Genomic DNA, 17,262 nt, shown 5'->3' on the forward strand with positions numbered 1-17,262 from the left:
ATTGTCCGTCGCGGGGTGCTGGAATTAATTTTTTGATTGCCGAAACCGGTTTCGGAACAGTTAAATGAAAGAATGATGGCGAATCCCGAATTGCAACAGCGACAAATCCGGTCCCAGCGCGCCGCGTCCGGTGGGCGGGTGAAGCTTGACGAATTGGCACATCACCTTGGTCTTTCGAAAAGCACCGTGTCGCGTGCATTGAACGGGTATTCCGACATCTCAGAATCAACGCGAAAGCGTGTTGAGGTGACGGCGCGCAAGATGGGGTATCGCCCGCTCAGCCATGCTCAGGCTATTCGAACGGGGCGCGTGCGTGCCATTGCCATGGTCATCAACAGTGAAGAACCGGACCGGCACAATCCGTTTTTTCAGGACTTTCTGGCAGGGGCTTGTGAAGCTGCAAGTGCGTCTGACTGGACGATGACAATTTCGACCGCGAAGTCGAAGCAGGACATGTTAAATGTTTTGGGCCGTTTGGTCGAAGAACGAAAGGCCGATGGATTTATCCTGCCACGCACCGAAGTAGATGACGCGCGAGTTGGGTACCTCAGCGACCTGCAGGTGCCTTTCATCCTTTATGGTCGGACAGGATATGGTCGAACCGGCTATCAGGACGACACATCGTGGTTTGATATTTCCGGTGAAAAAGCCATGAGCGGCGCGGTCGAACGTCTGGTCCGTTTTGGTCACAGCCGTATCGGGTTTGTCGGCAGTGATCCAAAGTTCAACTACAGCCACCTGCGTCGCGATGGTTATGTCGATGGGCTTAGGGCTGCAGGATTGCCAGTCGATCCCGAATTGATCCGAGAAGGCGCGCGCACCCGCGAAGAAGGGGCCGCTGAAGCGCGCGCTTTATTGCGTCTTCCTGTCCCGCCGACCGCGATTGTATTTGCGACGGATCAGGCCGCATTGGGAAGCTACTCTGTCTGTGCAGAATTTGGCCTTGAGATCGGACGCGATGTCTCGGTTCTTGGATATGACGGGGTCCCGGAATGCCAATACGCCAGCCCCGGGCTGACGACGTTCAGCGTCGACTCCAAACGGGCGGGTGAACGCCTTGCTACGATGTTGATACTTCAGACCCGAGGGGAAGAGCCCGCAACTTTGCGCGAGCTCAGCCAGGCGGTGCTGATCGAACGCGACTCTGACGGGCCGCCACTGCTGACGTCGAACGAGTTGGCGAAAAAAATCAAACAATCCATGGAAGACAATCGGGGAGGAAACCGACCATGAAACTTACACCAAAAGCAGCCAAGCTGATGCTCGGCTCTTCGTTGGCACTGGCGCTGATGGCCATGTCGGTACAGGCGGACACGATCCGTTTCTGGACGACCGAGGAACAGCCGGAGCGTCTGGCGAAACAGCAGGAAATGGCTGACCAGTTCAAAGCTGAGACCGGTACAACCGTTGAGGTGATACCTGTCACAGAAACGGATTTGGGCACCCGCGCAACCGCAGCCTTTGCCGCAGGTGACTTGCCAGATGTGGTCTACCACCCGTTGCAGTACGCCCTGCCGTGGGCCGAAGCGGGCATTCTGGACACCGAAGCTGCGACCGAAGTGATCGAAGAACTGGGCGCTGATACTTTCGCTCCGGGTGCCTTGGGCATGGCAGCGTTCAATGGTGAAACCGCCTCGGTTCCGGTGGATGGCTGGACGCAAATGGTTGTCTATCGCAAGGACCTGTTCGAAGAGGCCGGCTTGGAGGCGCCTGACAGTTTTGCAGATATTCAGGCCGCACTTGAGGCGTTGCATAACCCGCCAGAAATGTATGGTTTTGTTTCGGCCACCAAAGTTGATGAGAACTTCATGAGCCAGGTGCTGGAGCATGTTTTCCTGGCAAACGGTGTCAGCCCTGTTGGCCCCGATGGGTTCCAGCCGCTTGATGAGGCCAAGACCACCGAAGTTCTGGATTTCTACAAAGCCATTTCCAAAGCCTCACCTCCGGGTGAACTTTTCTGGAAGCAATCGCGCGAGCTGTATTTTGACGGTAAAGCCGCGATGATCATCTGGTCGCCCTTCATTCTGGACGAATTGGCTGGTCTGCGTGACAGCGCCCCGCCGACCATCAACGACGACCCGACATCGCGCGATCTGGCCAGCAAGACTGGTATCGTTACCAAACTGTCCGGCCCGTCGAACCCCGATGGCGCCGCCTGGGGTGATGTGCGGTATTTCGGTATCACCAACGATGCGGACACCGACGCGGCGATGGAATTCGTAAAGTTTGCCATGGATGACGGCTATACCCAGACGCTGGCTATTGCGCCTGAGGGTAAGTTCCCCGTGCGCCGTGGTAATGCAGACAATCCGACCGCGTTCTCTGAAGCCTGGGCGGAACTGCCCGTCGGGGTCGATCGCAAGGCCCCTCTGGGCGAGCTGTATGAACAGGCCATGATCGACGAGATTGTTGGTGGTCTGGACGTGGCGCAGCGCTGGGGCGTAGCCGAAGGTCAATTGGCGCTGGCGTCGAAAATGATCAACTCTCAGGCCATCAATCGTGTTGTACGTCAGTACATTGATGACGAGATCGACGCAGCCGCAGCGGTTGCAGCCATGAACGAAGAACTGGCGAAGGTTCAGTAATCAAGTGGCATCTGCAGCGGCGTGCGCGCCGCTGCACCTAACCCTTCGAGGTACCCCATGACTTCGGCCACCCCACCGACCGGAACCGGGGCGTTAGCCAAACGCGAGGCGCGTCTGGCCTGGACGCTGCTGGCTCCGACCGTGATCAGTGTATCGCTTGTGGTGATCTTGCCTTTGCTGGCAATCTTCTGGATCAGCTTCAAGCCGTTTACCCTGTCCGATCTACGCCCGCCTGCACCGGTTGTGCGTGAAAGCCTGCGCGGATCGGGCGACGATCTGCGGATTGAATACCGTCTGCGCAACTCCAGTCAGGAGATCGCAATCGACGGCGTCACCCTTAGCGACGTTCTGCCCGACGGTGTCGTTGCGGGGGGCGTTGCCGCCCCCTGCGTTTTGGACGGGCAAGACCTGTTTTGCGACTTCGGCACTCTGGAAGGGGGCCAGCGTGAGCGTATCCGCATTCCCGTTGACGTGGACGGCGACCCCGATGCCTTTGAAGACGTAATCGAAGCGTCAGAACCGCGTGTAACTGGAAGTGGGCCGAACGTTCTGACCAACTTTGAATTCAGCCTCGAAAACTATGCTCGCGTCTTTGACGGGTCTGAGTTCTGGGGCGTGCTTTGGGTCACGCTGTTTTATACGGTGTTCGGAACCATTGGTGCCTTGGTCATGGGCCTGTTTGCAGCGCTTTTGCTGAATAAAAGCTTCAAAGGGCAGGGGGTCATCCGGGGCCTTTACCTGTTTCCCTATGTCGCTCCTGTCATTGCGGTGGCGTTTACCTGGGTCACGCTGTTTGATCCGTTTTCGGGTTCTGCCAATGCGCTTTTGATCCAGATGGGTCTGACCAGTGCACCGATCAATTTCTTCGGCGAACGCCCTCTGGCGCTGATCATGGTCACGGTGTTCGAAATCTGGCGCTATTTCCCGCTGTCCTTCCTGTTCATCCTGGCGCGGATGCAATCCATTGATAGCAGCATGTATGAGGCGGCGGATATGGATGGCGCGTCGCCCTTCCAGAAGTTCTGGTTGCTGAGCATCCCGCAATTGCTGGGCATCCTGTCGGTGCTGTTCCTTCTGCGCTTTATCTGGACGTTCAACAAGTTCGACGACATTTTCCTGCTGACCGGCGGTAACGCGGGTACCCGCACACTGACTGTGAATGTCTATGAGCAGGCGTTTGCAATCTCGAATATCGGGGCAGGAGCGGCGGTGGCCGTGGTCATCCTGCTGTGCCTGATCGCCTTCAGCTTTGTCTTCTTCCGCTTCATCAGCCGTGAGGAGGGTCTGTGATGCGCAAAGGTTTCATCACTGGCCCGGTTCTGGGCGCACTCTGGTTGGTCATCATTGCCAGCACTGTCGCCGTCACCATGTCCTTCGCCACGGGCGCAGCGTTTCGCCCGCAGGTGGGTTTGAGCCTGATCTGGGGCGCGGTGGCAGGTCTTACCTATGTTGCGTTTCCGGCGCGCCATGCTCCGGCGCGTTTGGCGATCTCTGTGCTATTGGGTTTGTCTTGTCTAAGCGGTTTGGGCCCCGTTCTGATTGGTCCAGATACGACGCTGCAGGCAAGCCTAATCACTGTCATCGCGGTTGCGGTTGTCATGCACCTGTCATTGGCCGAGATCCTCAAAGAACTGCCCTTCGCCGAACTGACACGCCATGAATTCGAAGAGGCGGTGATCCGCTTTTGCACCGGTTTCGGGTACATCTTTTTCACGGCCATCGTCGTCATCCCATTTTATGTGATGGTGATGACCAGCCTGAAATCGCAGCAGGCGCTGTTGCAAAACCCCCTGGATTTCTCAGTTGACCTGAGCCAGGGCACCGCGTTGTTCCGCAGCTATACCGAACTGTTCCGCGACTTCAATTTCGGCACTTATCTCTGGACGTCCTTTTATGTCTCGGTCCTGACTGTGTTCATCACGTTGCTGTTCAGCGTCCCCGGTGCCTATGCGGTGGCGCGGTTCCGGTTCAAAGGACAAAAAGCGTTTTCGCGGTCGATCCTGCTGATCTACATGGTTCCGATGATCGTTCTGGCGCTGCCGATTTATATCGCGTTTTCGCTGACGGGCCTGCGAAACTCGATCCTTGGCATTGTCATGATCTACCCGGTCACGACGATCCCCGTCGCACTCTATATGCTGCAAGGCTATTTCCGTGGCTTGCCCACCGAAGTGGAAGAGGCTGGTCTGATGGATGGTCTGTCGCGTTTGGCTGTGATTTGGAAGATCACCCTGCCGCTCAGCCTGCCTGCGCTGGCCTCGGTATCGCTCTATGTTTTCATGATTGCCTGGAACGAGTTCCTGCTTGCTTTCATGCTGCTGGACGATCCGTCGAAATTCACTCTGACCCGAGGCGTTACAATGCTGAATTCCTCGGAAATTCCCCGACAACATCTGATGGCTGGTGCGGTGATCGCCACCTTGCCGATCATGGCGTTGTTTCTGGGACTTGAACGTTTCATGACCAAGGGCCTGACTGCGGGGTCCGTCAAAGGATGACTGAGATGAACCAACATACAAACCCGGACCGCGAAGCGCGCAATATTCTGATTGCCAATGATCGCGGTGGTTACACGATCCCGACCGAGGGGCTGTACCCTTATCAATGGAACTGGGACAGCGCGATTGCTGCCCTGGGATTTGCGGAATTCGACATTGACCGCGCCTGGACCGAGGTCGAAACGCTGTTCTCAGGCCAATGGACGGACGGCATGGTGCCGCACATCCTGTTCCACCAGCAGGATGACGGATATTTCCCTGGCCCGGACGTTTGGGGGTGCAACGGCCCGATTTTGTCGTCGGGGATAATTCAACCCCCCATTGCGGCGACAATGGTCCGCAAGATTTGGGAGCAGGACCGCGTCGCTGGCGAGCAACGCTTGCGCGATCTGTTTCCAAAGTTACTGGCCTGGCATCGATGGATCATGAAGTGGCGTTTGGACGATAGGGATGCGGTCTGCACGACGCATCCATGGGAAGCCGGGCGCGACAACGCTCCCGACTGGGACAAATCGATGGCGCGTATGGACGCTTCAGATGTCGGTGAGTATCAGCGCCGAGACACTACTCATGTAAACAGCGACGACCGGCCCACAAAGTTCGACTATGATCGGTACATCAAGCTGGTTCAGATTGGTCGTGAGGCCGAATGGGATCAGCAGATCCTGCTGGAAAAGAACCCATTTCGGGTTGCCGACCCAACGATGACATTCACGGCGTTGCGCGCGGCAAGAGATCTGTTGGCCATAAGCGAAGAACTTGGTCTTGAAGCCGAAGGATTGCGTGCGGATGTCGATCGGCTCGAAAACGGTGCGCGGTCTTTATGGAATGAAGACCTGGGCAGCTTTGATTCCCGTGACGCGCATACAGGCGAGTGGGCGGGCAGCATCTCGAACGCGTCTTACATGTGCTGGTATGCAGGTATCGATTCAGAAAAGATGTTGGGGCGTTTGAATTCGGTTTTGGAGACCGTTCCTTATCCAGTTCCAAGCTACGATACATCGATGCCGAACTTTGATGCGCGCCGTTATTGGCGCGGTCCGACCTGGGCCATCATGAATATGATGATCGGATTTGGGCTGGGAGACATGGGCCACATGCAGCAGGCAGAAGACCTGCGTCAGAAAACTGCAAAGCTGATCTCGAACTACGGATTTGCTGAATATTTTGATCCAAAGACCGGAAGCCCAGCCGGTGGCACTGCGTTCACATGGACAGCCGCCGTCTGGCTTCACTGGGCAGGGAGAAGCTAATGGGCAGCATTGAACTAAAATCCGTCGAAAAATGGTTTGGGTCGGCCCAGGTCATCAAGGGCGTGGACCTCAAGATAAAAGAGGGTGAATTCATTGTTTTTGTCGGCCCCTCAGGCTGTGGCAAATCCACATTGTTGCGCATGATTGGTGGGCTCGAGGATATTTCGCGCGGGTCACTTCTGATCAATGACAATGACGTCACCGATCATCCGCCCTCGAAACGCGGGCTGACAATGGTGTTCCAATCTTATGCGCTTTACCCGCATCTGACGGTTGCCGAAAACATGGGGTTCTCGCTGAAAGTAGCCGGAGTACCAAAAGCTGAGATCGCAGAGCAGGTCAACACAGCGGCAGAGGTTTTGAAGCTAGGACCGTTTTTGGAACGCCGACCAAAAGACTTGTCAGGTGGACAGCGCCAGCGCGTTGCCATCGGCCGATCCATTGTGCGTGATCCCACCGCCTTTTTGTTCGACGAGCCGCTTTCGAACCTCGATGCGGCCTTGCGGGTCGAGATGCGGTACGAGATCGCCAAGCTGCACCAAAGCCTCAAGCGGACGATGATCTATGTGACCCATGATCAGGTCGAAGCCATGACGCTGGCCGACCGGATCGTGGTTCTGGAATACGGCAAGATCGCGCAGGTCGGTACGCCCCGCGAGCTCTATGAACGTCCGGCCAATCTGTTTGTGGCGCAGTTCATTGGAAGCCCTAAAATGAACGTGTTGCCCTGTTCCGCTCAAGGCGGCAGCTATACGCTGGCACACGGCAGAGGGGGCCAATTTGCGTTTTCCGGCGAAGCCAACCGATTGGGTGTGCGCCCTGAACACATCGAAGTGGTTACGGCGGGCGAAGGCCAGACCGACGGCGTGATCGAGGTGATCGAATACCTGGGTGCTGATACGTTCCTAATTGTCGATGTCGGTGCTGAAGAAAACGTCACTGTGCGTTTGAATGGAGACACGGACCTCAAACCGGGCGCACAAATTGGTTTGCACTTCCCGACCAGCAAGTTGCATTTTTTCGATGGAGATGGTCAAGCTGTGGGTCGGGAATAGTCCGATACACTGCCAATAGTTTTTCAAGCACGCGTTGCGGTGTCGATTCCAGAACCGCAACGCGTTCTTTTTTGAATATATGTGCGGCTTTGTGCCAGCTTTCGCCTGCATCGCCTAGCTAACTGTCAAAAACACTTTGAACTTGTGGCACTTTATGGGCCTACAGGACCATGCTGTGTTTGTGTACGTCACTTCCAATTGACCCTTGTGTGATTTGAAAAGTCGGTGAAGCGACTTTGATTTTTAGGATGGCTATTGAATTAAAGGCAGACACGATGTTGGCTACATCTTGTTGAATTTGCTCGAAACGAGAGAAGAGAGACATGGCGAAAAACGTGTGTGAAGTCCTGCTGGACATATTGGCAGATGCAGGTGGTCGTCAGATCTTTGGCGTGGTTGGCGACGCGCTGAACCCTTTCCTCGAAGCCATGCGCGGGGATGACAGGTTTGAGTGGAAAGGGCTGCGGCACGAAGAAAACGCAGCTTATGCGGCTTATGCCCAGTCACATCTGACAGGCGGTATCGGGATTTGTGCCGGCACGGTTGGACCCGGTGCTCTGCATCTTATCAATGGGCTCTACAACGCCAAACGCGAAGGCGCGGGCGTGGTGGCAATCACTGGCCAGGTCGCCCACCGGGAACGCGGCACAGGTTATCATCAGGAAGTGAACCTGGAAAAGGCGTTTGATGATGTGTGCGACTATCAGGCAGTGATCCACACGCCGGATCAGATGCCGCGTCTTGCCCAGATCGCCGTGCAACGTGCGCTCATCAACCGCGAGGTGGTGCGGATTGAACTGCCCATCGATGTATCCGAACAAAAGGTGCCCAGCCTGCACCAGTTCCACCCGCTTTTGAAACAGCCTTCTACCCTGATCCCACCCGAAGATGAGATTGCCCGTGCTGCGCAGATCATAAACGCAGGCAAGAAGGTGGCGCTTTTTGCCGGTGTAGGTTGCCGCGAGGCCAAAGATCAGGTTTTGGCCCTGTCGCAAAAGCTCAACGCTCCGCTTGCGCATACGTTGAAGGGCAAGGATATCTTCGACTACGACGACCCGAATGTGGTTGGCATGACTGGTCTCATCGGCAACCCCGGCGGCTATCACGCGGTACGCGATTGCGATGTGCTTGTGATGCTGGGCACCGACTTTCCCTATGAATGGTTCCTGCCAGAGACGGCCAAGATCGTGCAGATCGACCGCAGCGTCGAAAATCTGGGTCGCCGTGCGCCTGTCGCATCGGGCCTGTTGGGGGATGTCGGAGCGACGCTGGACCGGCTGCTGCCTCAAATAGCGGAGAAAGAAGACCGAAACTTCGCCGATCACCAGGTTAAACTCTGCAACAAGTGGCTGGCGCAACAGGACAAAGAGGCCAGCCTCGAACGTGCCAGCGAACCGCTGCACCCGCAGTTATTCGCCCGCGAGATATCCAATCAGGCCGCAGAGGATGCGGTTTTTGCCATGGATATTGGTGAATGCACTGTCTGGGTGGCGCGGCAGACCCGAATGAAGGGTGGGCGGCGTATGGTGGGTTCATTCAACCATTCCTCTCTGGGTTCTGGCTTGCCTTCGGCGCTTGGAGCAGCGGCGCTCGATCCCTCGCGTGAGGTCTGGACGTTCTGCGGCGACGGCGGCTTTGGTATGTCCATGCAGGATTTCGTGACCGCGGTGCGCTACGACTGGCCGATCAAGGTGATTGTGTTCAACAACCAGACACTGGGTTTCGTGAAGATGGAGATGGAGGTTGCGGGCTATGCCGTGAACCCGATGGCCACGGATCTGGTAAACCCGGATTTTGCCGAATACGCAAAGGTCTGCGGTGGGGATGGCGTGCGTGTGGAACACGCCGCTGACATCAAAGATGCCATAGCGCAGGCCAAAGCCAGCACCAAGCCGTTCATCATCGACGCCATGGTCACGCCGGGTGAGCTGGTGATGCCCCCACATGTGGACACCAAGATGGCCTGGGGCTTTGGTATGTCCAAACTGAAAGAAGGAATCCTGCTGGCGAAGGGCGACCACGCCCAGTGGGACAATTGGGTCAAAGAGCTCAAGGCGCAGCTGTAACGCGGGTGCCAATCCAATTTAGAAACCGGAGATCGGACGCATGATTGTACGCAACATATACTACGCGGTGGCCTTTTTCGGCCTGCCCCTGACTTTGCTGCTTGGCTGGTTTTGGACCCCAGCGCTGTGGCTGTTGGTGATCGTGCTGCCCTATATCGCAATCGGGGCTTATGACCTGATGACGACCAAGCACAATGTGCTTAATAACTATCCGGTTCTGGGCCATTTTCGTTACATGCTGGAATTCGTCAGCCCAGAAATACGCCAGTACTTTGTTGAAACCAACGAAAGCGGACGGCCCTTCAACCGGATCACGCGCAGTCTGGTCTATGCTCGTGCCAAAGGCCAACAGGATACACAGGCGTTTGGCACCCAGTACGACATCACGCAGGTAGGCTATCACCGCACCAACCATTCTCTGTCGCCGAAAGAAGTGGAAAAAAGCGAAGAGCGGGCGACGCTGGGCGGCCCGCAATGTTCCAAGCCTTACGATGCGTCGCGCCTGAACGTTTCAGCGATGAGCTTCGGAGCGCTGAGCCATACCGCGATCCGGGCGTTGAATGGTGGCGCCAAAGACGGTGGGTTTGCCCATAACACAGGAGAGGGTGGTATTAGCCCGCATCATTTGGCGGAAGGCGGTGATCTCATTTGGCAGATTGGCACGGGCTATTTCGGCTGCCGCACCCCCGAAGGTGGGTTTGACAAGGACAAGTTTGCAGAGAAAGCCCAAAAGGACGTGGTCAAAGCCATTGAGATCAAGCTGAGCCAAGGTGCGAAACCTGCCCATGGCGGGGTTCTACCTGCGGTCAAAGTCGACGAGGAAATCGCAGAAATTCGTGGTGTTGAACCCCATAAAGACGTGATCTCACCCCCTGCACATTCGGCATTTGATACCCCCACCGGGCTGATGGAGTTTGTGCAGCATCTGCGTGAGATGTCGGACGGCAAGCCAGTGGGTTTCAAGCTGTGTATCGGTAAACGGTCCGAATTCATGAGTATCTGCAAGGCAATGCTGGATACTGGGATTTTGCCCGATTTTGTCACAGTCGACGGGGCCGAAGGCGGCACCGGCGCTGCGCCGGTGGAATATTCCAACAGGTTGGGGATGCCGTTGAACGAAGGGTTGATCTTTGTCGATAACTGCTTGCGTGGCATCGGTGTGCGCGACAAGGTCCGAGTCATCTGTTCCGGTAAGGTCGCAACAGGCTATGACATGATCGAAAAACTCGCCTTGGGCGCAGATATGTGCAATTCGGCCCGCGCGATGCTGTTTGCCGTGGGCTGTATCCAGTCGCTGCATTGTAATACCAACCGCTGTCCCACGGGCATCGCCACTCAGGATCAGGAACGTGCAAAGGCCGTGAATGTGCCGCAAAAGCGTCAGCGGGTGCATCGCTATCATGATGCCACGCTGGAAAGCTTCCGCGAAATTCTGGGTGCAATGGGCTACGAAAAGGTCACGGACTTGCACCCTTCGGATATTCTGCGCCGCTCAACAGACGAAAAAGAGTTCACATATGCGGACCTTTATGAACGGCTTCCCGAAGGTGGGTTGCTGTCAGACAGTGTCCCTGCGGGATTTGCAAGCGATTGGGAGCGTGCATCGGCCCAACGGTTTTGAAGCACCGACGGGTCGATCATTGGCGTTTAAACCCCAAGCCTGTATGGACATAGATTGAAGAATGCGATTCTGATCAGGGGGCCAAGGACTTGCAGCGAACACTCATGTACCTTGCCGTCTTTGTCGGTGGTGCGCTTGGGTCGGTGCTGCGCGAAATGCTGTCGCTTGAAATACCCGGCGTGCCCTTCGTGACTGCAACCTTCGGGATCAATATTGCCGCCTGTCTGTTCATCGGCTGGCTCTATGCGGTGCGGCACAGGGTTCATGCCCATGTCATCCATCTAGGCGCGGTTGGGTTTTGCGGTGGGTTGTCGACCTTTTCCTCATTCGTAGCCGAGCTCGACCGGCTGTCCCAAGCAGATATCGCCTATATGGTCGTAGCTCTGGCCCTTGAAGTTGTTTTTGGTCTTGCCGCCGCCATCCTGGGTGAAGCGATCGGGCGCAAGTATCATGCAGGAGAGCACCCGGATGAGTGATCTCTATTTGCACGCAGCATTTGCTTTGGGCGGCGGTCTGGGCGCGGTCGCTCGGCATATGCTCAACCGTATGATCACGCATGAACTGCCGCTTTCGACACTCGTGGTGAATGTGGTGGGTTGCCTGTTTCTGGGTTTGTGGGCGGGTTATCTGGGTGAACCCCACTTAATGCCCGAGGAAGAACGCCGTTTGGTCTTTGGTTTCTGCGGAGGCTTCACCACGTTTTCCAGCTTTGCCTATCAGTCCCTGCAACTCCACCGTGAGCGTACCATCCTGATGGCAGCAGGAAACATTTTGCTGAGCGTGGCTATGTGCTGGATTGCGTTCTGGTTCGGCCTTCAAGCGATGTGGTGAGGTTTTCACTTGAGTCCGGCTGCGAATTTCGCATCCATAAGGCATGGCTGACCCAACCCCTCCTTCCGATCTCAAGTCCCGACGCGCACTGGACAATACGGTGCTGGCCTTTCTACGAACCGAGTTGGCCAACCGGCGCACCTTGCTGGCCTATGTAAAAACCGCCTTGGGAGTGGCGATTGCAGGATTTGGATTAATGCAGTTTGCGGATGCGGATTCGGTTTTTGTCTGGGTTGGAATGGCTGTTCTGCCTGTGTCGGTTCTGATTTTGGTCTATGGAATCATCGACTACATCCATATTCGTCGCCAGATCGAACAGGAAAAGCGTGACGCGCGGGTCTGAGGGTGAGCCATCGGATACAGGGTCAGCTTGACCGAAACGCGGTCGGGGTCTGACCGAATTCTGCTTTGAACGCGCGGGTCATCGCGCTGGCGTTTTCGTACCCGCAACGCCCAGCGATCTCGGCGATGGATTGTTCTGTTTCCTCTGCCAGATTACGCGCTAGCGTCAGTCGCAGACGCCTATAAAGTGCCTGCGGTGTGGTTTTCAGTTCGGCACGTATGCGGGTTTCAATCCGTTTTTGCGAACATCCGATGCGCCGGGCGACCTGTGTGATTGACAATGGGGTTTCGATATTTGCCTGCATCACGTCCAACGCCCGATTGACCAGCTTGTCTTCGGATTTCAATGGCAAAGAATAGGGATTGCGCCCGTTTCGCCCCATCAGTAATTGCACCACCTCCAGAGACAATAGCGGGCCGTGATCCTGCCGAATAAGTGCTGAGGCGAGATCGAACGCCGCCATCGCCCCGGAACAGGTCAGCCGATTGCCATCGATGACAAAGCGTTCACGCACGGTTTCAACCGCCGGAAACTGTTCTTCGAACCGAGATAACTCGTCCCAGTGAATGGTTGCCCGATGCTCGTCCAGCAATCCCGCCCGCGCCAAAAGCCAGCTGCCGGTATCCAACCCTGCGATCTGCGTATGCCGTTTTGCCGCTGCCAGCACGACCCGAATAGTTGCCCGTGTATCGAGTTTTAGAAAACCATAAGACGGCATGACCACAAGGACATCGCCCCTTTGATCCCCAATCGCTCCATCCGGCGTGACACTCAGCCCGCTCGAGCTTTGGACCGGTGTTCCGTCCGGCGAGCAGAACCTCCACTCATAGAGCGTGTGCCGTGACATGTTGTTCGCCGCTCGCAGCGGTTCGACCATGTTTGCTAGGCAATGGTTCGAAAACCCATTGAAGAGCAGAATGTTGTATCGCCGTGGCAAAAATTTCGAATTCTGCATGATGTACGCCTAAAGCTGCATGTCGAGAATTTGAGGGATGACGTTCTTTTGGTCAACTACTGATCCAAGGGATAAGCGCCATGCAGTTCGGTTTGTCCGAAGAACAAGAAATGATCGTCTCGACGGTCCGCAGCTTTGTTGAAAACGAAATCTACCCGCATGAAGAGGTGGTCGAGCGCAGTGGTACCGTCCCGCTCGAGTTGGGCAACGAGATCAAGCAGAAATGCATCGATCTGGGATTTTACGCCTGTAACTTTCCTGAAGAGGTTGGTGGCGCGGGCTTGTCCCATCTGGATTTCACTCTTGTTGAGCGTGAGCTTGGCCGCGGCTCGATGGCGTTGACGCATTTCTTTGGACGCCCGCAAAACATCCTGATGGCCTGCAATGATGAGCAACGCGAACGCTATTTGCTGCCTGCCGTACGCGGTGAAAAGATGGATGCTTTGGCGATGACCGAACCGGATGCCGGGTCGGACGTGCGCGGCATGAAATGTCAAGCAGTGCGCGATGGGGGTGACTGGGTAGTCAACGGCTCGAAACACTTCATTTCTGGTGCGGAACACGCGGATTTCTTCATTGTCTTTATCGCAACCGGCGAGGACGAAACCCCCAAAGGCCCCAAAAAGCGCATTACCACTTTCCTGGTGGATCGCGGCACCCCGGGCTTTGAAGTGCGCGAAGGGTACAATTCGGTCAGCCACAAGGGCTACAAGAATTATATCCTTTATTTCGACAATTGCCGTCTGCCGGATGCACAGGTTCTCGGCGAAGTCGATGGTGGTTTTGCCGTTATGAACGAATGGCTCTACGCAACTCGCCTGACGGTTGCGGCGTTCTCGGTTGGGCGCGCGCGGCGCTGCTTTGACTATGCGCTGAACTATGCGGCCGAGCGCAAGCAGTTCGGCCAGCCTATCGGAAAGTTTCAGGGCGTCGGCTTCCAGATCGCAGACATGATCACCGAGATCGACGCCGCCGACTGGCTGACCCTTGCCGCCGCCTGGCGTCTGGACCAAAACCTGCCTTCGAACCGTGAGATTGCCTCGGCCAAGCTTTATGCTTCTGAAACGTTGGCGCGAGTGACGGATGCGACGCTGCAAATCTATGGTGGTATGGGTCTGATGGACGACTTCCCGATCGAGCGTTTCTGGCGCGATGCACGCGTTGAACGCATCTGGGACGGCACCAGTGAAATTCAGCGCCACATCATCAGCCGTGATCTTCTGCGTCCACTGGGCGCCTGACCATGAACAAAGACCTGACCCGGCTTTTGCGCCCGAAAACTATCGCTGTCATTGGCGGTGGTGCCTGGTGTCAGCAGGTTATTCTGCAATCCGAACGTATGGGCTATGCCGGGCAGATTTGGCCGGTGCATCCCAAAGCCAACGAGATCGCGGGACACAAGGTTTTTGGGCAGATAGAAGACCTGCCTGAAGCCCCGGATGCGGTGTTCATTGGTATCAACCGCCACGCCACTATTGAGGCGGTTCAGGTCCTCTCTAGCATGGGCGCGGGCGGGGCGGTCTGTTTTGCCTCGGGTTTTTCCGAAGCCGTCGCTGAAGACGACACCGGCGGGGACTTGCAGGCGCAGCTGATCGCCGCAGCCGGTGACATGCCCATTCTTGGCCCCAACTGTTATGGCTATATCAATGCGTTGGACGGTGCGCTGTTGTGGCCGGATCAGCACGGGGCGACGCCGGTGGACAAAGGCGTCGCGATCCTGACTCAAAGTTCGAATATCTCGATCAACCTGACCATGCAGAAACGCGGCTTGCCGATTGCCTATATGGTGGCTTGCGGAAACATGGCGCAAACCAGTCAGGCGCAGATTGCTGCGGCCTTGCTTGATGATCCGCGCGTGACAGCCCTGGGTCTGCACGTCGAAGGTTTTAAGGACATCCGCGAGTGGGAGGCGCTGGCCGCAAAGGCCCATGCAAAGGGCATTCCGCTGGTCGCCCTAAAGGTCGGCGCTTCGGAACAGGCGCAGGCAGCGACGGTGTCTCATACCGCGTCTCTGGCAGGAAGTGATGCGGGCGCGCAGGCGTTGTTGGACCGGCTTGGTATCCCGCGTCTTTCGTCGCTACCGGATTTCCTCGAAACGTTGAAACTGCTGCACTGCTACGGTCCATTACCCAGCGGTAACATAGCCTCGATCAGCTGTTCGGGGGGCGAGGCGAGCCTGATTGCAGACATGGCGGTCGGCACCGGTTTGACCTTCCCACCGCTAAGTGATGATAAAAAGACCCATCTACGCAATGCGCTAGGTCCTATGGTGGCGCTGAACAATCCGCTGGATTATCACACCTATATCTGGCGCGATGAACGCGCGATGTCGCAGGCATGGTCCGGTATGACGGGTGAGGATATCGACCTGACGTTTTCTATCGTCGATTATCCGACCACCGACGCCACAGACTGGACCTGTGCAACGCGGGCGGCCTTACAAGTTCGTGCGGACACTGGGGCACGGTTTGCCATTGTCGCGACCCTGCCAGAGTTACTGCCTGAAGATGTGGCGAAAGACCTGATGACAGGCGGCGTCGTGCCTTTTATGGGTATCAGTGAAGCGCTTGCCGCCACGCGCGCGGCGGGTCAGGTCCGTGCCCCCTGTTTGCAGCCCGTTTTGCTGCCAGGCAGCGTCGAGGCGTCCGGAACCCTTACCGAGGGGGTGTCTAAACAGGCGCTGGCTGAGTACGGTTTGCGCATCCCTCAAAACCGCACAGTCAGTGGCGCAGAAGAAATCAGCAAAGCGGTGCATGACATGCGCGCCCCTTTTGCAGTGAAAGGCGTAGGGCTTGCGCACAAATCAGAACACGCCGCCGTTCGGCTGGGCATCAAGGCCGAAGACGTGGCCGATGTAGCGGCCGAAATCGGCACCGAAGCCATTCTGATAGAAGAGATGATCACGGGGACCGTTGCGGAACTTTTGGTTGGTGTTGTTCGTGATCCGGCGCATGGGTTTGTATTGACCATTGGGGCAGGGGGCGTACTGACCGAAGTCATGCGTGACACTGTTTCTCTGCTGGTGCCCAGCGTGCCCGAAGACATCCGCACGGCTCTTGACCAGCTGAAAATCGCACCTCTGCTTGCAGGCTATCGCGGCCAACCGGGGGCTGATATGGATTCGATCATTGCCGCAGTCGATGCTGTTCAGGCTTATGTTTTGCAAAACGCCGACACGCTCGGCGAGGTCGAGATTAACCCTCTCCTCTGCACGCGGGACGACGCGGTTGCGGTGGATGCACTTATAAGGAAGGCCTGAAAAATGGACCCAATCAAAACCCGCCGCGACGGAACGATCCTCGAGGTGACGCTGGACCGCCCCAAGGCCAATGCCATTGACCTTGCCACCAGCAGAATCATGGGCGAGGTCTTTGCCGCATTTCGCGACGACCCAGAGCTTCGCGTAGCCATTCTGACCGGCGCGGGCGATAAATTCTTTTGCCCGGGCTGGGACCTGAAAGCTGCCGCCGATGGTGACGCGGTGGACGGAGATTATGGTGTTGGCGGGTTTGGAGGTCTGCAAGAACTGCGCGACCTGAACAAGCCCGTGATCGCAGCCGTGAACGGCATCGCCTGTGGGGGCGGGCTTGAGCTTGCCCTTTCAGCGGACATGATCCTTGCCGCTGATCACGCCACTTTTGCCCTGCCGGAAATCCGCTCGGGCACTGTGGCAGATGCTGCCAGCGTCAAGCTGCCCAAACGCATTCCATACCACATTGCCATGGAACTGCTGCTGACCGGGCGTTGGTTCGATGCGGAAGAAGCCAATCGTTGGGGGCTGGTGAATGAGATCGTCGCTGCCGATCAACTCATGGACCGTGCCTGGGAACTTGCCCGCCTTCTGGCCTCGGGGCCGCCTCTGGTTTATGCGGCAATCAAGGAGATCGTGCGCGACGCCGAGGATACCAAATTCCAGGATGCGATGAACCACATCACCAAACGTCAGCTGCGCACTGTGGACGTACTCTATGCCAGTGAAGATCAACTGGAAGGTGCCCGCGCCTTTGCCGAAAAACGCGATCCGGTTTGGAAAGGGAAATAAACAAACCCGGCGA

General features: G+C 56.6%; 15 protein-coding genes. 14 read left to right on the top strand and 1 reads right to left on the bottom strand.

Annotation, left to right across the window (positions count from 1 at the left end; all coding sequences use genetic code 11):
* The first annotated feature begins 75 nt into the window (after nucleotides 1-75).
* The 11 genes from GOV90_RS09870 (at nucleotide 76) to GOV90_RS09920 (ending at nucleotide 12,252) form a co-directional block, all read left to right on the top strand.
* Complete coding sequence (locus GOV90_RS09870) at nucleotides 76-1,233, top strand: LacI family DNA-binding transcriptional regulator (RefSeq protein WP_171094514.1); 1,158 nt, start codon at nucleotides 76-78, stop codon at nucleotides 1,231-1,233.
* The gene (locus GOV90_RS09875) at nucleotides 1,230-2,585 is read left to right on the top strand and encodes an ABC transporter substrate-binding protein (RefSeq protein WP_171094516.1); all 1,356 of its coding nucleotides are present in this window, start codon (nucleotides 1,230-1,232) and stop codon (nucleotides 2,583-2,585) included. Before GOV90_RS09870 ends, GOV90_RS09875 begins: the two co-directional genes overlap by 4 nt.
* Nucleotides 2,586-2,642: 57 nt before the next feature.
* On the top strand, nucleotides 2,643-3,875 hold the full coding sequence (locus GOV90_RS09880) for a carbohydrate ABC transporter permease (RefSeq protein ID WP_171094518.1): 1,233 nt from the start codon (nucleotides 2,643-2,645) through the stop codon (nucleotides 3,873-3,875).
* Nucleotides 3,875-5,083 carry a carbohydrate ABC transporter permease gene (locus GOV90_RS09885; RefSeq protein WP_171094520.1) on the top strand — a complete coding sequence of 403 codons (1,209 nt, stop codon included), beginning with the start codon at nucleotides 3,875-3,877 and terminating at the stop codon, nucleotides 5,081-5,083. Before GOV90_RS09880 ends, GOV90_RS09885 begins: the two co-directional genes overlap by 1 nt.
* A gap of 5 nt (nucleotides 5,084-5,088) precedes the next feature.
* Nucleotides 5,089-6,336, top strand: coding sequence for a hypothetical protein (locus GOV90_RS09890; protein WP_371732508.1), 1,248 nt, complete (start codon nucleotides 5,089-5,091; stop codon nucleotides 6,334-6,336).
* Nucleotides 6,336-7,391, top strand: coding sequence for an ABC transporter ATP-binding protein (locus GOV90_RS09895; protein ID WP_171094524.1), 1,056 nt, complete (start codon nucleotides 6,336-6,338; stop codon nucleotides 7,389-7,391). Before GOV90_RS09890 ends, GOV90_RS09895 begins: the two co-directional genes overlap by 1 nt.
* A gap of 323 nt (nucleotides 7,392-7,714) precedes the next feature.
* On the top strand, nucleotides 7,715-9,457 hold the full coding sequence (locus tag GOV90_RS09900; protein WP_171094525.1) for a thiamine pyrophosphate-dependent enzyme: 1,743 nt from the start codon (nucleotides 7,715-7,717) through the stop codon (nucleotides 9,455-9,457).
* A 40-nt stretch (nucleotides 9,458-9,497) separates the two neighbouring features.
* Nucleotides 9,498-11,078 carry an FMN-binding glutamate synthase family protein gene (locus GOV90_RS09905; protein WP_171094527.1) on the top strand — a complete coding sequence of 527 codons (1,581 nt, stop codon included), beginning with the start codon at nucleotides 9,498-9,500 and terminating at the stop codon, nucleotides 11,076-11,078.
* 89 nt (nucleotides 11,079-11,167) lie between these two features.
* Nucleotides 11,168-11,554 (top strand): CrcB family protein, encoded by a 387-nt coding sequence (locus tag GOV90_RS09910; protein WP_253284764.1) that lies wholly within the window; start codon nucleotides 11,168-11,170, stop codon nucleotides 11,552-11,554.
* The gene (gene crcB / locus GOV90_RS09915; protein ID WP_171105422.1) at nucleotides 11,547-11,909 is read left to right on the top strand and encodes a fluoride efflux transporter CrcB; all 363 of its coding nucleotides are present in this window, start codon (nucleotides 11,547-11,549) and stop codon (nucleotides 11,907-11,909) included. Before GOV90_RS09910 ends, crcB begins: the two co-directional genes overlap by 8 nt.
* 43 nt (nucleotides 11,910-11,952) lie before the next feature.
* Nucleotides 11,953-12,252, top strand: a complete 300-nt coding sequence (locus tag GOV90_RS09920; protein ID WP_171094531.1) for a DUF202 domain-containing protein — start codon at nucleotides 11,953-11,955, stop codon at nucleotides 12,250-12,252.
* Between the two features lie 22 nt (nucleotides 12,253-12,274).
* Here GOV90_RS09920 and GOV90_RS09925 read toward each other — a convergent pair whose 3' ends face one another.
* Nucleotides 12,275-13,207: a GlxA family transcriptional regulator gene (locus tag GOV90_RS09925; RefSeq protein ID WP_171094534.1), complete on the bottom strand. Its 933-nt coding sequence runs from the start codon at nucleotides 13,205-13,207 to the stop codon at nucleotides 12,275-12,277.
* A gap of 80 nt (nucleotides 13,208-13,287) precedes the next feature.
* Here GOV90_RS09925 and GOV90_RS09930 point away from each other — a divergent pair, with 80 nt between their 5' ends.
* The 3 genes from GOV90_RS09930 to GOV90_RS09940 are packed head-to-tail and all read left to right on the top strand — an operon-like array spanning nucleotide 13,288 to nucleotide 17,249.
* Nucleotides 13,288-14,448, top strand: coding sequence for an acyl-CoA dehydrogenase family protein (locus tag GOV90_RS09930; protein WP_171094535.1), 1,161 nt, complete (start codon nucleotides 13,288-13,290; stop codon nucleotides 14,446-14,448).
* Between the two features lie 2 nt (nucleotides 14,449-14,450).
* On the top strand, nucleotides 14,451-16,466 hold the full coding sequence (locus tag GOV90_RS09935) for an acetate--CoA ligase family protein (RefSeq protein WP_171094537.1): 2,016 nt from the start codon (nucleotides 14,451-14,453) through the stop codon (nucleotides 16,464-16,466).
* 3 nt (nucleotides 16,467-16,469) lie between these two features.
* Nucleotides 16,470-17,249 carry a carnitinyl-CoA dehydratase gene (locus GOV90_RS09940; RefSeq protein WP_171094540.1) on the top strand — a complete coding sequence of 260 codons (780 nt, stop codon included), beginning with the start codon at nucleotides 16,470-16,472 and terminating at the stop codon, nucleotides 17,247-17,249.
* Nucleotides 17,250-17,262 lie beyond the last annotated feature (13 nt).

The organism is Ruegeria sp. HKCCA5929, from assembly GCF_013034525.1.
GTDB lineage: Bacteria > Pseudomonadota > Alphaproteobacteria > Rhodobacterales > Rhodobacteraceae > Ruegeria.

What these genes read in the sequence shown, in the direction of transcription:
- GOV90_RS09885 (WP_171094520.1), top strand. Translation starts at nt 3,875, where the DNA reads ATGCGCAAAGGTTTCATCACTGGCCCGGTTCTGGGCGCACTCTGGTTG.
- GOV90_RS09925 (WP_171094534.1), bottom strand. Translation starts at nt 13,207, where the DNA reads ATGCAGAATTCGAAATTTTTGCCACGGCGATACAACATTCTGCTCTTC.
- GOV90_RS09905 (WP_171094527.1), top strand. Translation starts at nt 9,498, where the DNA reads ATGATTGTACGCAACATATACTACGCGGTGGCCTTTTTCGGCCTGCCC.
- GOV90_RS09900 (WP_171094525.1), top strand. Translation starts at nt 7,715, where the DNA reads ATGGCGAAAAACGTGTGTGAAGTCCTGCTGGACATATTGGCAGATGCA.
- GOV90_RS09935 (WP_171094537.1), top strand. Translation starts at nt 14,451, where the DNA reads ATGAACAAAGACCTGACCCGGCTTTTGCGCCCGAAAACTATCGCTGTC.
- GOV90_RS09895 (WP_171094524.1), top strand. Translation starts at nt 6,336, where the DNA reads ATGGGCAGCATTGAACTAAAATCCGTCGAAAAATGGTTTGGGTCGGCC.
- GOV90_RS09930 (WP_171094535.1), top strand. Translation starts at nt 13,288, where the DNA reads ATGCAGTTCGGTTTGTCCGAAGAACAAGAAATGATCGTCTCGACGGTC.
- GOV90_RS09880 (WP_171094518.1), top strand. Translation starts at nt 2,643, where the DNA reads ATGACTTCGGCCACCCCACCGACCGGAACCGGGGCGTTAGCCAAACGC.
- GOV90_RS09875 (WP_171094516.1), top strand. Translation starts at nt 1,230, where the DNA reads ATGAAACTTACACCAAAAGCAGCCAAGCTGATGCTCGGCTCTTCGTTG.
- GOV90_RS09940 (WP_171094540.1), top strand. Translation starts at nt 16,470, where the DNA reads ATGGACCCAATCAAAACCCGCCGCGACGGAACGATCCTCGAGGTGACG.
- crcB (WP_171105422.1), top strand. Translation starts at nt 11,547, where the DNA reads ATGAGTGATCTCTATTTGCACGCAGCATTTGCTTTGGGCGGCGGTCTG.
- GOV90_RS09890 (WP_371732508.1), top strand. Translation starts at nt 5,089, where the DNA reads ATGAACCAACATACAAACCCGGACCGCGAAGCGCGCAATATTCTGATT.
- GOV90_RS09870 (WP_171094514.1), top strand. Translation starts at nt 76, where the DNA reads ATGGCGAATCCCGAATTGCAACAGCGACAAATCCGGTCCCAGCGCGCC.
- GOV90_RS09920 (WP_171094531.1), top strand. Translation starts at nt 11,953, where the DNA reads ATGGCTGACCCAACCCCTCCTTCCGATCTCAAGTCCCGACGCGCACTG.